The organism is Arthrobacter hankyongi (assembly GCF_022012395.1).
GTDB classification, from domain to species: domain Bacteria; phylum Actinomycetota; class Actinomycetes; order Actinomycetales; family Micrococcaceae; genus Crystallibacter; species Crystallibacter hankyongi.
The window spans coordinates 14499-28208 of the sequence record NZ_JAKLTQ010000034.1 but is presented as its reverse complement, the minus strand read 5'-3'; the positions used below and the strand labels follow the sequence as shown (position 1 = coordinate 28208).

The 13710-nt window shown below is 68.6% G+C and carries 10 protein-coding genes and 2 riboswitches; of the genes, 5 read left to right on the top strand and 5 right to left on the bottom strand.

Annotated elements, in window-relative coordinates:
* Positions 1 to 329 precede the first annotated feature (329 nt).
* Positions 330 to 435, bottom strand: a riboswitch (glycine riboswitch).
* 1 nt (position 436) lies between these two features.
* Positions 437 to 542, bottom strand: a riboswitch (glycine riboswitch).
* Positions 543 to 849: 307 nt separating this feature from the next.
* Positions 850 to 2817 carry a S8 family serine peptidase gene (locus tag LVY72_RS23690; protein WP_237827361.1) on the top strand — a complete coding sequence of 656 codons (1968 nt, stop codon included), beginning with the start codon at positions 850 to 852 and terminating at the stop codon, positions 2815 to 2817.
* 172 nt (positions 2818 to 2989) lie between these two features.
* Positions 2990 to 6172, top strand: a complete 3183-nt coding sequence (locus LVY72_RS23685) for a bifunctional cytochrome P450/NADPH--P450 reductase (RefSeq protein ID WP_237827359.1) — start codon at positions 2990 to 2992, stop codon at positions 6170 to 6172.
* Here the strand turns inward: LVY72_RS23685 and LVY72_RS23680 are convergent.
* Positions 6165 to 8945 (bottom strand): cation-translocating P-type ATPase, encoded by a 2781-nt coding sequence (locus LVY72_RS23680; RefSeq protein ID WP_237827358.1) that lies wholly within the window; start codon positions 8943 to 8945, stop codon positions 6165 to 6167. The genes LVY72_RS23685 and LVY72_RS23680 overlap by 8 nt on opposite strands.
* Positions 8946 to 9029: 84 nt before the next feature.
* The gene (ppk2, locus tag LVY72_RS23675) at positions 9030 to 9857 is read right to left on the bottom strand and encodes a polyphosphate kinase 2 (RefSeq protein WP_237827357.1); all 828 of its coding nucleotides are present in this window, start codon (positions 9855 to 9857) and stop codon (positions 9030 to 9032) included.
* 351 nt (positions 9858 to 10208) lie between these two features.
* On the opposite strand from ppk2, the gene LVY72_RS23670 reads away from it, so the two are divergent.
* Positions 10209 to 10937, top strand: a complete 729-nt coding sequence (locus LVY72_RS23670) for a hypothetical protein (RefSeq protein WP_237827356.1) — start codon at positions 10209 to 10211, stop codon at positions 10935 to 10937.
* A 217-nt stretch (positions 10938 to 11154) separates the two neighbouring features.
* Here LVY72_RS23670 and LVY72_RS23665 read toward each other — a convergent pair whose 3' ends face one another.
* Positions 11155 to 11394, bottom strand: a complete 240-nt coding sequence (locus LVY72_RS23665; protein ID WP_237827355.1) for a DUF6480 family protein — start codon at positions 11392 to 11394, stop codon at positions 11155 to 11157.
* 207 nt (positions 11395 to 11601) lie between these two features.
* Here LVY72_RS23665 and LVY72_RS23660 point away from each other — a divergent pair, with 207 nt between their 5' ends.
* A complete protein-coding gene (locus LVY72_RS23660) occupies positions 11602 to 11949 on the top strand; it encodes a hypothetical protein (protein ID WP_237827354.1) in 348 nt (115 codons plus the stop codon).
* Positions 11950 to 12007: 58 nt separating this feature from the next.
* On the opposite strand, the gene LVY72_RS23655 is transcribed toward LVY72_RS23660, so the two are convergent.
* On the bottom strand, positions 12008 to 12880 hold the full coding sequence (locus LVY72_RS23655; RefSeq protein ID WP_237827353.1) for a hypothetical protein: 873 nt from the start codon (positions 12878 to 12880) through the stop codon (positions 12008 to 12010).
* Between the two features lie 145 nt (positions 12881 to 13025).
* Positions 13026 to 13241 carry a hypothetical protein gene (locus tag LVY72_RS23650; protein ID WP_237827352.1) on the bottom strand — a complete coding sequence of 72 codons (216 nt, stop codon included), beginning with the start codon at positions 13239 to 13241 and terminating at the stop codon, positions 13026 to 13028.
* 163 nt (positions 13242 to 13404) lie between these two features.
* Between LVY72_RS23650 and LVY72_RS23645 the strand changes: the two genes are divergently transcribed.
* The gene (locus LVY72_RS23645) at positions 13405 to 13614 is read left to right on the top strand and encodes a DUF2188 domain-containing protein (protein WP_237827350.1); all 210 of its coding nucleotides are present in this window, start codon (positions 13405 to 13407) and stop codon (positions 13612 to 13614) included.
* Positions 13615 to 13710: the final 96 nt, after the last annotated feature.

The window sequence follows — 13710 nt, the reverse complement described above, 5'->3', positions numbered from 1 at the left end:
TCCGAGCTGGACGGATTGACCGGAGTATTTCCGGAATTCCGAACTGACATGCAGATTTCTCTCTTCCTTATTGCTGGGCCGCCCGCAGGCATCGATCATCGACACCGGCGCGCAGCTAGGCACCTGTCCTCGCCGTTGAGGCAGGCACGTTCTTAATCCGTTATGACACAGTGATGTTGTGAACCTTTTTCGGCGGGCGCCGGAGGCTGCCGGACTGTCGTCCGTTGCCCGGCGGCCGGGCGCGGAGGCACACGGAGGATCGCTGGAGGCTGAAGTGCTGGATCAGGGGGAACTCCACAGAGAGTCGGCGTATGCCGGATGGATGTTTTCCTCCCCGCTCTGTCATTGACCTGAGAGTTTCCGCCTGCGCGAACTGGCGCGGCTTGCCCCGTCGGTGCGCCCCGCTGGATAAACCGGGACTGCTTTTCAGAGTGGCCTTGCCGCAGCGGTACAGGTGCCTGAGAGATTCCCGGGGAGGATTTGCTCCTTCGGCGCCTGCTGGTGGAATATTCACGCCGGCAGGGCTCTCCCGCCGCAGTTCAGAGGCCTATTCAGTTAGTGATGCGTATCACAGCGTACACGCTCCGGTACCCGGCTGCCAAATTGCTCCGGGCCCTTTCACAGCCCGGAGCGCCGTGGAGCGAGCACGGCGCCCCTTGGATCCTGCGGTCCGGCCCGGCTTGGCGGCCTGAAACGCCACCCCGATAAGTCCGCCCGCCTGCTGCGCCGTCGGCTGCGGCCGGTGCGCCGTCGTGTCCGGTATAGGCTCGGTGGCCGGTCCGGCAATGTGGGCGGCATACCCGCGCGCCGTCCACAGCCGGAATGCAGCGTTGCCAGTATCGTGTCCGTATGACTGAGCACGGCGCCCCGGATGGGCCGGCAACGCCGCGACGGCGGTTCGGCTTCGGCACAGCGCTCATCTCCGCAGCCCTGCTGGGCGGCGCCTTGGTTCCGGTGGGCATTGCGGCGGCGGCCGGTGAGCCCGCCGCGACGGCGAGTGCTGCAGCGCGGCCGGTCGAGCCCGGCCAGGACCGGTTCGTGGTCAAGTTCAAGGACAGCGCGGGGATGGATGCCGGCGAGCGCCGCAGCGCCTACCGCGCCGCGGACCGGCCGCCAGGGGTGGGAGTGGCGGAACTGCGCGGCACCGCCGTCGGCGCCCGGGTGATCGAAACGGGCCGCGGGCTCGATGACGGCGAAGCAGCCGAACTGCTCGATTCGCTCAACTCCCGTCCCGACGTCGAATACGCCGAGGCCGATCTGGTGATGCGCACGGCCGAGCTGCCCAAGCTCCCGAACGACGCGCAGTTGGGCCTGCAGTGGTCCCTCTCCGGGCCGGCCGGGCTGCGGGCACCCGAAGCCTGGAGCATCTCGACCGGCCACGGGGCCGTCGTCGCCGTGGTCGACACGGGCATCACCGAGCACAGTGACCTGGCCGCCAATGTGCTGCCCGGCTACGACATGGTCGCCGATCCGACCGAAGCCCGGGACGGCGACGGCCGCGACGCGGATCCGCGGGATGACGGCGACTGGTGCGAGACGGAGCCATCCTCCTGGCACGGCACCCACGTCACCGGCATCGTCAATGCAGTCGGCAACAACGGCGCGGGCATCGCGGGCGTGGCGTACGGGGCCAGGAACGTACCGGTGCGCGCCATCGGTGCCTGCGGCGGCCTGGCGTCCGACGTGGCGGACGGCATCGTCTGGGCCGCCGGCGGAAGCGTTCCGGGCGTGCCGGCAAACCAGCATCCGGCCCGAGTGATCAATGTCAGCCTCGGTGGGAAGTATCCCTGCCCGGACCAGCTGCAGACGGCCATCAACCGCGCCCGCAGCCGCGGCGCCGTCGTTGTCGTCGCAGCCGGCAACGCGCACCGGCCGGCCGCGGAGTCTGCCCCGGCCAACTGCGCCGGTGTGATCGCGGTGGCGGCCAGCGGTCCGGACGGAAAGCTGACCGGCTACTCGAACTACGGCAGCGCCGTCGATGTGACCGCCCCCGGCGGGGACAGCACCGCAGGCTCCGGCGGCGCCATCTTCTCGACGCTCAACGGCGGAACCACCGTGCCGGCGGACGAGGCTTACGGCTACCTGGAAGGCACCTCGATGGCTGCCCCGCAGGTGGCGGGACTGGCCGCGCTCCTGATCGCCGCGGAGCCCGCCCTGACCCCGGACCAGGTGGAGGCACGGATCAAGGCCGGTGCGCGGCCGATCGCCTGCCCCCTAGGCTGCGGGGCGGGGCTGGCCGACGCCGCGGCGGCGCTCGGGGTGCGCTCCTCCCCCGCGGCCCGGGCCACGCTCACCGCACCGCTGCCGGCGATCAGCGGCACCCCCGCCGTCGGCCGGACGCTGACCGCCCGGGCCGGCAGCTGGACCGCCGGAACCCAACTGACCTACCGGTGGTACCGCTCCGGCAAGGCGATCAAGGGCGCCACCGGCCGGACGTACCAGCTGACGGCCGCTGACCGCGGCAGCACGATCAAGGTCCGGGTCACCGGCCGGAAATCCGGCTATGCGGACAAGCACAGGACCTCGCACAGCACCCGGTCGGTCGCCCCGGGCAAGCTCAAGTCCGCCACCCCGACGGTCACCGGCACGCCGAAGGCCGGCCGGACCCTGACCGCCCGGGCCGGAAGCTGGAGCGCCGGGACGAAGTTCACGTACCGGTGGTACCGTTCCGGCAAGCCGATCGCCGGAGCTGTGCACAGGACCTACCGGCTGGTCGCCGCGGACCGGCAGGACAAAATGACGGTCCGGGTCATCGGCTCGAAGCGTGGCTACACCACGGTGCGCAAGTACTCGGCCGCCACCGCCCGGATCCGGTAGCTGCCAGGCCCCGGCGCTAGCGCGTCGCAGCCTCCCACCGCTCGCTTCGCTCGCGGCGGGGCCCTCGGCTGCTAGCTGACGCGGGGGCTTCGGCGTATCCTAGGTTCCGGTTGGCCCGGCCGGCTGAAAGCAGTGTCCGCCCGCGTCGGCCGGCTGCTGCTTAGGAGGGCCAATGACCATGCCCAGCATTCCGATCCCCCAGCCTCCCCCGCATCCATTGGTCGGGAATCTTCCCGATATCGACGCCAGCAAAGGGGTCTTCGGCCTGGTCGAGGTGGCCGAGCAGTATGGCCCCATTGTCCGCATCCAGTTCTTCAACCGGGCCACCATCGTGGTCTCCTCGCAGCGGCTGGTCAACGAGGTGTGCGACGAATCCCGCTTCGGCAAGGTGCTGGGCGTTTCGCTGCGCGAGGTCCGGGAGTTTGCCGGCGACGGCCTGTTCACCGCGGAAACGCAGGAACCGAACTGGCAAAAGGCGCACCGGATCCTGATGCCGGCGTTCGGGCCCGCGGCCTTGAAGCGGATGTTCGACGGTATGGACGACATTGCCGAGCAGCTGCTGCTCAAGTGGGAACGGCTCGGTCCCACGGCCCGGATCGATGTGCCGGACAACACCACGCGCCTGACCCTGGACACCATCGCCCTCTGCTCGTTCAGCTACCGCTTCAACAGCCTCTACCGCGAGGACATGCATCCCTTCGTCGGTGCCATGGTCCGCGCCCTGGTCGAATCCAGGGGACGGTCCCGCCGGCTGCCGGTGCAGAACAAGATCATGCTGCGCCGCCGGCACCAACTCCAGGAAGACAATGCCCTGATGTTCGAGGTCGCCGACCAGATCATCCGGGACCGGCGGCGCAATCCGAGCCCGGCGGGCCGCGAAGACATCCTGGACACGATGCTCACCGCCGCCGACCCGGTGACCGGCGAGCGGTTGTCCGAGGAGAACATCCGCTACCAGATGGTCACCTTCCTCATCGCCGGGCATGAAACGACCAGCGGGCTGCTGTCCTTTGCCCTCTACGAACTGCTGCGCCACCCGGACGTGCTGGCCACGGCGCGTGCCCAGGTGGATGAAGTGCTTGGCACGGAAAGTGCCCGGTTCGAGCACTTGCCCCGGCTGGGCTATCTGGACCAGATCCTCAAGGAAACGCTGCGGCTGTGGCCTACCGCGCCGGCGTTCAACGTCGCCCCCTACGAGGACACCACGCTCGACGGCCGCTACGAAATCCCCGCAGGCCAGCCCATCCTGGTCCTGCTCCCGCAGCTGCACCGGGACAAGGCGGCCTGGGGCGAGGACGCGGACCTCTTCAACCCGGACCGTTTCTCCCCGGAACGGGCAGCGGCCATCCCGGCCAATGCGTGGAAGCCCTTCGGCAATGGTCAGCGTTCCTGCATCGGCCGCGGGTTCGCGCTGCAGGAGGCCATGCTGTTCCTAGCCAAGCTCCTGCAGCGCTTCGAGATTACGTCGGCGGACCCTGGCTATACGCTGCAGATCAAGCACACCCTGACCATGAAGCCCGAGGGCCTGTTCATCCAGGTGCGCCGGCGGGACGTCAGGATCGAGGCCGCCGGCCGCCCTCCGGGGCAGGAAAGCAGCGAGCAGACCCAGGCGGCACCGGAGGCGGCCACGGCCAACCATGTCCCGATCCGGGTACTCTACGGGTCGAATGCCGGCACCTCCAAGGACTTCGCCCAGCGCATCGCCAACGACGCCGGACGGCGGGGCTACAGTCCCAGCCTCGCCCCGCTGGACGAGGCCGCCGGCAGCCTGCCCGCGGAAGGGCTGGTGGCGATCGTGACGTCCTCCTATGAAGGACAGCCGCCGGACAATGCCCGCAAATTCGTGATCTGGACCGAGGGCCTGCAGCCGGGCGAGCTGGACGGGGTGCGCTACACCGTTTTCGGCAACGGCAACAAGGACTGGGCCCGAACCTACCAGGCGGTGCCGAAGGCCGTTGATGCCCGGCTGGAGGCCGCCGGCGCGGCGCGGATCTATCCCCGCGGCGAGGCCAACGCCCGCGGGGATTTCTTCGGCGACTTCGAGGAGTGGTACGCGGGTTTCTGGCCGGCCGTGGATGCCGCCCTGGGGCAAAGCACCAGTTCCCCGGCCGCGCAGCCTGAGCTGGACGTCAAGTTCGTGGGCGATGTCCGGGATCCGCTGCTGCGGCAGAACGGGCTGTCCCAGGGCACCGTCGTCGCCAACCGGGAACTGGTCGACCTGTCCAAGCCCGGAGCCCGGTCCAAGCGGCATGTGGAAGTCGCGCTGCCCGACGGCATGAGCTACCGGACCGGCGACTACCTGGCTGTCCTGCCACTGAACCCGAGCGAGCTGATCCAGCGGGCCCTGGCCCGGTTCGACCTCGACTACGACTCCCATGTGCTGCTGAACATGGACCACGGGGATACCTTCCTGCCCACCGGCACGCCCGTGGCCGTGGGCGAACTGCTGGGCAGCTACGTCGAACTCTCGATACCCGCCACCCGGCCGCAGCTCGAACTCCTGGCCGATGTTGCCGCGGATCCTCGCCACCGGCGGGAGCTTGAACTGCTCGCCCAGGACCGCGAGCGCCACGCGGCGGACATCCTCGACAAGCGCGTCAGCCTGCTGGACCTGCTCGAGGCCTATCCGTCATGCCAGCTCTCGTTCGGCTCGTTCCTGCAGCAGCTGTCCCAGCTGACCCCCCGGCGGTACTCGATCTCCTCGTCCCCGCTCTGGAGCCCCGACCATGCGACCCTGACCTTCGCCGTCGTCCAGGCTCCGGCCTGGTCCGGCCGCGGCACCTTCGAAGGTGTTTCCTCCACCTACCTCGCCCAGGCCCGGCCCGGGTCGCAGGTAGCAGTCTCGGTACGTCCCTCGAACACCGCGTTCCACCCGCCGCAGTCGCTGGAGGTCCCGCTGGTCATGATCTGTGCCGGGACCGGGCTGGCGCCGTTCCGCGGCTTCATCCAGGAGCGGGCGCTGCGGGCCCAGGCCGAGGGCATCAGGCCGGCGCTGGCCCTGCTGTTCTTCGGCTGCCGGGCACCGGACACCGACTTCCTCTACCGGGCGGAGCTGGAAGCCTGGGCCGGCGAGGCCAACCTCGGGATCCGCCCGGCCTTTTCCGCCGCACCCGAAGATGGCCTGAAATACGTCCAGCAACGGCTGTGGGCGGACCGGGCCGACGTCGTCGAGCTGGTCCGGCAGGGTGCCACCGTCTATGTCTGCGGCGACGGCAAGCACATGGCGCCGCAGGTCCGCGGCACCTGCGTGCGCATCTACCAGGAGGCCACCGGCGCCTCGGAGGCGGCCGCCAACGCCTGGATGGACGAGGTGGAACGTACCCATGGTCGGTACGTGGCCGATATTTTCACGTGAGCGGCCGCGGCACCGGACGGACGCCGCCGCCGACCACCTCGGCGACCGGCCGGACGGCGGCGCTCCCGCGGCGGGTCCGGCTGCGGCGGATGGCCTTGTCCAGTTCGACGACGATGGGGACGATCAGTGCCAGGCCGATGCAGGCCAGCCATTGGCCCCCGCTGAGCGAAGTGGTCAGCAGCAGGTTCTGCAGGAAGCCGATCTCCACCGCGGCCACCGTGAAGAGCACCGGAATCGAGAGGATCTTGAGCGCGCTGATAATGGGCGCGCTCAGGCCGGACTCCGGGTCGCGCCGCTTGGCCAGGGCGCCGAAGATGGAACTGAGCGCGAGCACCACGAACGCCATCGTCAACGGCACGTTCGGTTCGGTGGCGCTCATCGGGCCGGGCGCCAGCAGCAGGGCCGCAAGGGTCACCGCGAAACCGACCACCCCGTAAACCAGCCACTGGGTGACGGCACCGCCGTTGGTGATCGGTTGCGATGTATCCCGCGGCGGCCGGGACATCAAATCCGGGGCCGGCGGATCGGTCATGATGACGATTACCGGGAAAATGGTGATGAAGAAGTTGATGAACAGCACCATCGTCGGGGTCAGCGCGACGCCCTGGTTGATGTTGAAGATGCTGGCGGTCAGGAACAGCAGCACCAGCGCGAACAGCGCCGACATCTGGTACCGGACGAAGGAAACGACCTTGTCGTAGATGCTGCGGCCCAGCCGGATCGCGGAGACCAGGGTTCCGAAGTTGTCGTCCGTAAGGATCATGTTGCCGGCCTGTTTGGTCACTTCGCTGCCGGAGCCCATCGCCACGCCGACGTCGGCTTGCTTCAGCGCCGCGGCGTCGTTCACGGCGTCGCCGGTCATGGCCACGACGTCGCCGCCCTGCTGCATGAGCCGGGCCAGCCGCAACTTGTCCTGGGGCGTCACCCGTCCGAAGACGTGGAGGCGGGGCAGTGCCCTGACCAGGTCCTCATCGGACATCGCCTGGATTTCCGGACCGCTGATCGCCCCGGGACCCAGTTTGAGTTCAGCGCCGATGGCGGCAGCGGTGATCGCATGGTCGCCGGTGATCATCCGCACGTCGATGCCCGCCTCGTGCGCCGTGCGCACGGCCTCCGCGGCCTCCGACCGCAACGGGTCGATGATGCCGACCATGCCCACGAAGACAAGCTCCTCCACGAATCCCATCGGCCCGGCGGTCACCTCGGACTCCCGGCCGTCCAGGATCCGGAAGGCGAAGGCCAGGACCCGCAGCCCCTTCCGGGACAGGGATTCGTTCGCTTCCGTGATGTCGCCGCGGACGCCCTGAAGGTCGACCGGCCCGTCCGGCTGCAGCGCCTTGGTGCATCGGGCCAGGACCACGTCCGGGCCGCCCTTGACCAGCTCGACGAAGTGCGGCCCGTCCGGTAACTGGAGATGGTGGAAGGTCGCCATGAATTTGTAGGCGGAATCGAAGGGGACCTCCGCGACGCGCGGATAGGCACGGCGCGTCGTTTCGGCGTCGACCCCCATCTTGGCTGCCAGCACCACCAAGGCTGCTTCCGTCGGATCGCCGATGACCTCGCCGGAATCCGAGACGGTGGCGTCGCTGTCCAGGCACAGGCCGTACGCCAGCTGGGTAAAATCGGGCACCGGCTCGCCGGCCTTTTGCCGGATGGCGCCCGTCTTGGCATAACCGTCGCCCTGCACGTTGTACCAGTTGCCCCGGATGTACAGCTCGCGCACCATCATCTGGTTCATCGTCAAGGTGCCGGTCTTGTCCGAGTTGATCGCGCTGGTGGCCCCCAGCGTCTCGACATCGCTGAGGTTCTTCACCACGGCCTTGTGCTCGGCCAGCTGCTTGGCTCCGTAGGCCAGCATCGCCTGCACGAAGGTCGGCATGCCGGTTGGAATGGCCGCGATCGCCATCGACATACCGACCAGCAGGACCGTGCCCAGGGCCTGCCCCCGGACCACCCCGATGATGATGATGACCGCCACCGCGGCCCAGGCGATGATGCCGATCACCTTGGTGAGTCCGTCCAGCTCGCGCTGCAGCGGCGACTTGCCCGGTTCCACGGCCGAAAGCATCGAAGCGATCTTGCCCATTTCGGTCTGCATGCCGGTTTCGGTCACGACCATCGTCGCGGTCCCGCGCGTGACGGCGGTGTTCTGGAAAATCATGTTGGTCCGGTCACCGAGCGCCACGTCGGCCGCTTCGAGCGTCTTGGGATCCTTGGCGATCGGCGCACTCTCGCCGGTCAGCGCGGCCTCCTGGGTTTCCAGCGTGGCCGACCGGAGCAGCCGGCCGTCGGCGGGCACCAGGTCGCCGGCCTCGAGGTTCACGATGTCGCCCGGCACCAGCTGGGTCGCATCCAGCTGGACCAGCGAACCGCCCCGGATGACGCGCGCCTGCGGAATCTGCATCTTAGCCAGGGCGTCGACGCTGGCCCGGGCCTTCAGCTCCTGCTGGGTCCCCAGCACGAGGTTGAGCACCACCAGCAGGGCCACGACGATCCCGACCGGGATCTGGTCGATGAGCAGGCTGACCACGACGACGCCCACCAGCATCAGGTTCATCGGGTCGCGCAGCAGCCGCAGCGCCACCGCCCAGGCCGAGGGAGGCCGCTCGGAGGCGATCGCGTTGGGCCCGTACCGGGCCTGCCGCTGTTCGGCTTCCGAGGCCGCAAGGCCCGACTGCTCGTCCGTGCCCAGCATCGAAACCACGGCACTGGGTTCCTTCGCATACCACAGCTGGGTGGCAGCCGGTCCGGATGTTGTTTCCTGGATTGCCATGGCGATGGCCCTTACTCTTGCGCGGCCTGCGGTCGCATGGGTTGAGCGAATCCGCCCGGTTGGGCGCCGGCACGAAAGCGGTGGTCAGTAGGCGGCGGGGACCTCGCGGGGGGAATACGCCGGCTCCTCGTAGCCGTCCGGGGCCTGCCGCTTGGGCAGCTCGATATCCGGACTCTCGAGCGGCTCATAAGGAATCTGGTCCAGCATGTGGGTGATGATGTTGAGCCGCCCGCGTTTTTTGTCGTTGGTATCGGCGACGAACCAGGGCGCCCACGCGGTGTCGGTGCTCCGGAACATGTCGTCCCTGGCCCGTGAGTAGTCATACCAGCGGCTGTAGGACTTCAGGTCCATGGCCGAGAGCTTCCAGTACTTGCGCGGGTCCTCGATCCGGCTCTGCAGCCGCAAGGTCTGCTGCTCGGCGGAAACCTCCAGCCAGTACTTCAGCAGGAGGATCCCCGATTCCACCATGGCCCGCTCGAAGGTCGGAACGATCTCGAGGAATTTCTTCGACTCTTCCTCGGTGCAGAAGCCCATCACCCGCTCCACCCCGGCCCGGTTGTACCAGCTCCGGTCGAAGATGACGATCTCGCCCGCCGCCGGGAAGTGTGAAACATACCGCTGGACGTACATCTGCGATTTCTCGCGCGGGGTCGGCGTCGGCAAGGCCACCACCCGGAAGACCCGCGGACTGACCCGTTCGGTGATCGCCTTGATCACCCCGCCTTTGCCCGCCGTGTCCCGGCCTTCGAAAACGATGACGATTTTGGCCCCGGTTGATTTGGCCCACTCCTGTACGGCCACCAGTTCGCCATGCAGGGGCTTGATCAGCTTCTCGAATTCGCGCCGCTTCATGACGGGGGTTTCGGCCGTTTCGCCCTTGTCGTGCCCGGCCTTGTTTTTGTTCTTGCCCATGACAGAGAACCCTCCGTTGGCGCCCCTAGGCCCGGCGGTGGAAGGAACCACCGCGTGATCCGCCGTTCAGGGGCGGCAGTGGGCGCCTTGATCGGAGTCTAGACCGAAAACGCTGCACTGGGAACACACGGAAGGGTACCTGCGCACCGGCCCCGGGGTCCCGTCGCAATCGACATCCGTTTTTGCCGGGCACCGGCGTCGTGGTCAAATCGTATGGTGCCTCGGCCCGATGGGGAGGTCGTTGGCACACCCTGCCCCCTTGACGAGCCAGCGGGTCCGCACCTGCCCTCAACTGCCTTGGTCACCGGAGCACCACCGTACGTTCGATCAAATCACGCTGAGGGAACCCCTGTGAGCATCTCCCCCGAATACCTGTTGGCCGACGGCTCGCCCCGCTATGGCGTCCGCAGAGACGGCGCCGAGCCGCCCGTCATCAAGGCACGGCCCGCCGATCCGCGCCTGATTGCCCGTGACGCCGCCCGCCTGGGGCTGCACCATCTGGCCGCCGCCGTCGACTCCCGCCTCACCCGCAGCTGGGCGGACCAGGACGATCCCCTGCTGGCCACGCTGCGGGCCCGGCACGCCGCGGAATTGGCGGAGGCCGAAAGCTTGGTCAAGGCCGAACTTGGCGGCCGGACGGCTTGGCTGCGCCGGGCCCGGGCCAACCACGGCGCATTTCTCGCCCCGGCGGTCGGCCGGCGAAAAGCGGATGGACGGTACGGCGCTGCCGCCCTGCAACGTGCGGTGCTCGTGCTCGCGCTCACCGGGGCGGCAGGGTTCGTTGCCGTGGCCACGCACGGGGACGTGCTGGCCCTGCTAATCGCCGGGCTGGCAGTCTGCGGCCTGGCCTACCTGCTTGGCGGCATGGTCACCGAACGGCTCCGGCTGCCCGTCCCGGCGCGGCTGCGCGGGATCTGGCTGCAGGAGATCCGCCGCGACATCACGGACGCAACGCTGCTGGCCATCCTCCGGGCCAAGGGCGCCGACGTGGACGCGCCGACCGCACGCGCCGCCGGGCGCGGCTGGGCGCATCTGCAGACCGTCGCTGCCACAGTGGACGGGATCCACGCAGGCAGCTAGCGAGCGGGGCACTCCCGCAGTGCCGGCTGCGCCCGTTCACGGACACCCCGCACGCTTCGCGCACGGGGACCCCTGGCCGTTCTCTTAGGCGGGGCCCTCGCGCCCCGCTCTTGCGGGGCACTCCCGCAGTGTCGGCTGCGCCCGTTCACGGCCACCCCGCACGCTTCGCGGACGGGGACCCCTGGCCGTTCTCTTAGGCTGGGCCCTCGGCCTGCAGCTATTCGTCGTGCCCCTGGTCGGCACTCATCTGGTCTTCGGCCGGCGGGGTCTCGCCCGGGGGAACGCCGCCGCCGGGTTCCAGGCCGGTGATCTTCTGCTCCACTGGGTCCGGATTCGCCGAGGCTGCCTTGTCCGCGGACGTGCGGTCCTCGTCGTCGTTGTCCGGCCGGACCCGGCCGGCATCGTCTGCGCGCCCGGCGCTGCCCGCCGGGTCCTGTCCGGATCGGTCGCTGTTCATGGTCCTTGCCTTCCGCCATGGAACGATCAGGCTGCTTACCAGCTTCACCCTAGACACCCGCCGGTGTGTGCGGCAAGGACCGCGGCCGCCGCTGCTTGCTTCCTGCACCGGCCCCCGCTAGTTTGCAGTCTTGCCCATATTTCCAGCAGGAGGCGGCAGTCACCAGCGGACGGCCCATCCTCCAAACAGGAACGCGAGGAAAGGACAATGGCGGTAAAACTGAACCGGAAGGGCTACGAGCACGCCAAGGCGCTCATCCGCGAGGGCAAGGTGGTGCGCGACAGCCGCGACGACTGGAGCGAGCATGCCCCGTCCACCGAAGAACTGAACAAGGCACTGGAGAAGGACGGACCCGGCGGCTATGCCAAATGGTTCCTCGGCGTCGACGACGAGCACCCCGAGACCAGCAAGGCCCACTACAAGTTCCCGTACAGCGATTTGGGGAAGGTACACCGCTGCGCGGTGATTTCCGGCGAAAGCCGGGCCGGCCAGTATGACTACGACGACATCCGCGACGCCTTGGGCGAGCTGCTCAAGCGCATCGACCAAGATTAAGGCCAGGGACCGCCCCTGGAGTGGGGCGGCCCCTGGCCTGCGCGTGATCCGGTACCGGCTACTGTCCGGCGCCGCCGCCTTGGCCCGGCTGGTTCCCGGGATCAGCCGGGACAGGATCCACAGGCTCTGCCGGCGCAGCCGTCCCGTCCTCGGGGGCGGGCTCGGTCGCCGCGCCACCGTCTGCGCCGCCCGTGCCCGGGTCCGCGGGCGCGGTCGAGCCGCCATCACCGGTGCTGCCGTCGGCCGCGCCGCCACTTCCGGTGGTCCCATCAGCCGCGCCGCCACTTCCGGTGGTCCCGTCGCCGGCGGTGCCGCCGTCGGTATTGCCCTCCGTGTCCTGCCCCGGCGACTGGTCATCGGTCGGGGTTTTATCGTCCGCCGGGTCGGTGGTCTGCGTCTTCTGGGACACCCGCTCCGTGCCGCCAATGATGTTGCCCAGGGTGGTTTCGTGCTTCGCCGCCGGGCTGTCAATGCCCGTTGTCGACGAGACCAAGGTGGAAATCGGCGCCTTGGTGCCGAACTCGACCGCCGTGATGCCCACCATGGCCACGACAAAGATGCCGGCGCTGACGGCGGCAAGCTTGATCCAGGTCTTGGGTGTGAACTGCCGGCGCAGGCGCTGGCTCCAGGATTCCGCCGCCTGGGCATCGTTGGCCGCCAGCAGCTCGCGGTCCCGCTCGGGCAGGTTCCGCCGGCGCCGCAGCGGCATGGTGCTTCGGGCCACCCTGGCGGCCTTGCTCAGCGTGCGGGAATAGACCGCCGCTGCCACCGTGGCGATGATCGAGCCAAGCGCGGCGCCGATCAGGGTTCCGGCCACACCCAGGAAGGACCCCACGACGGCGGAGGTCACTGCGGCCAGGGCCGAGCCGATCGTCTGGGTGCCGCTGAGTCCAAGTAACGGTTTCGGTCTGTCTTCGGCGTCTTCAGGCATCTGTACAATCCAGTCACGAGTCAGGCAATATTACGAATAGGTAACGATAGCTGACTGCGGGCCGTTCCGGATGCCGGAGCGGATTAATGAGAGCCTTCTCACACAGCAGCAGGCCCCGCGCTGGCGGGGCCTGCCTTGGGTACTGCTAGACCTTCTCGTGCATGCGGTCCGTGGCCGGTACGGCCTTGTGGACCTTGCGGCGATTGATGAAGTCCCGCAGCCGGGACGCTTCGGCCTGGACCCGCGGCTCCGGGTGTTCCTCAGGCTTCGGTGTCGGATGGGCTTCGGGCTTGCGGGCAGTTTCCTTCCCAACGTCCTTCTGGACGCCGCGGCCGAAATCCCTATACGAGGAATAGCACATCACCGACCTCCTTCTGGTGGCTGTCCTTTAATGGTCCTACTGGCCTCCCCGCCCGTCGAGTGCACCGGCCGCCCGGTCCGGCAGCCGCCGCAGCCTTCCCCCCGCCATCGCTTCCGGGTAGCGTGGCGGATACGCATTCCCCCGACGGGAAAGAAGGTTCCCTATGCCTGCCGAAAGCATCGAAACCTATTGGGAAGCCGGCCACTGGCTGAACCGCATCAAGGGCCAGGACAAGGTCATCTCCACCTGCGGGTCGAGGGACGTCGCCATCGAGCTTGGACGCTTGGCGGCCCGCCACCACGGCGTCAAGCACGTGGTCCGGCGGCAGGGCAAGAACCCGGGGCCGACCTGCGAATCGGTTCCGGAAGACTAGGCCTGCGGAGCGGACGCCCTGTCCACGTGCACCGTGCACTCGGACAGGGCACCGGACTTTTGCGGCACCGCAGCCGCCTCCGGCGCGGCCAGCACA

Coding starts and splice junctions, on each gene's coding strand:
- LVY72_RS23655 (WP_237827353.1), bottom strand. CDS start 12,880: ATGCCTGAAGACGCCGAAGACAGACCGAAACCGTTACTTGGACTCAGC.
- LVY72_RS23685 (WP_237827359.1), top strand. CDS start 2,990: ATGACCATGCCCAGCATTCCGATCCCCCAGCCTCCCCCGCATCCATTG.
- LVY72_RS23660 (WP_237827354.1), top strand. CDS start 11,602: ATGGCGGTAAAACTGAACCGGAAGGGCTACGAGCACGCCAAGGCGCTC.
- ppk2 (WP_237827357.1), bottom strand. CDS start 9,857: ATGGGCAAGAACAAAAACAAGGCCGGGCACGACAAGGGCGAAACGGCC.
- LVY72_RS23665 (WP_237827355.1), bottom strand. CDS start 11,394: ATGAACAGCGACCGATCCGGACAGGACCCGGCGGGCAGCGCCGGGCGC.
- LVY72_RS23690 (WP_237827361.1), top strand. CDS start 850: ATGACTGAGCACGGCGCCCCGGATGGGCCGGCAACGCCGCGACGGCGG.
- LVY72_RS23650 (WP_237827352.1), bottom strand. CDS start 13,241: ATGTGCTATTCCTCGTATAGGGATTTCGGCCGCGGCGTCCAGAAGGAC.
- LVY72_RS23680 (WP_237827358.1), bottom strand. CDS start 8,945: ATGGCAATCCAGGAAACAACATCCGGACCGGCTGCCACCCAGCTGTGG.
- LVY72_RS23645 (WP_237827350.1), top strand. CDS start 13,405: ATGCCTGCCGAAAGCATCGAAACCTATTGGGAAGCCGGCCACTGGCTG.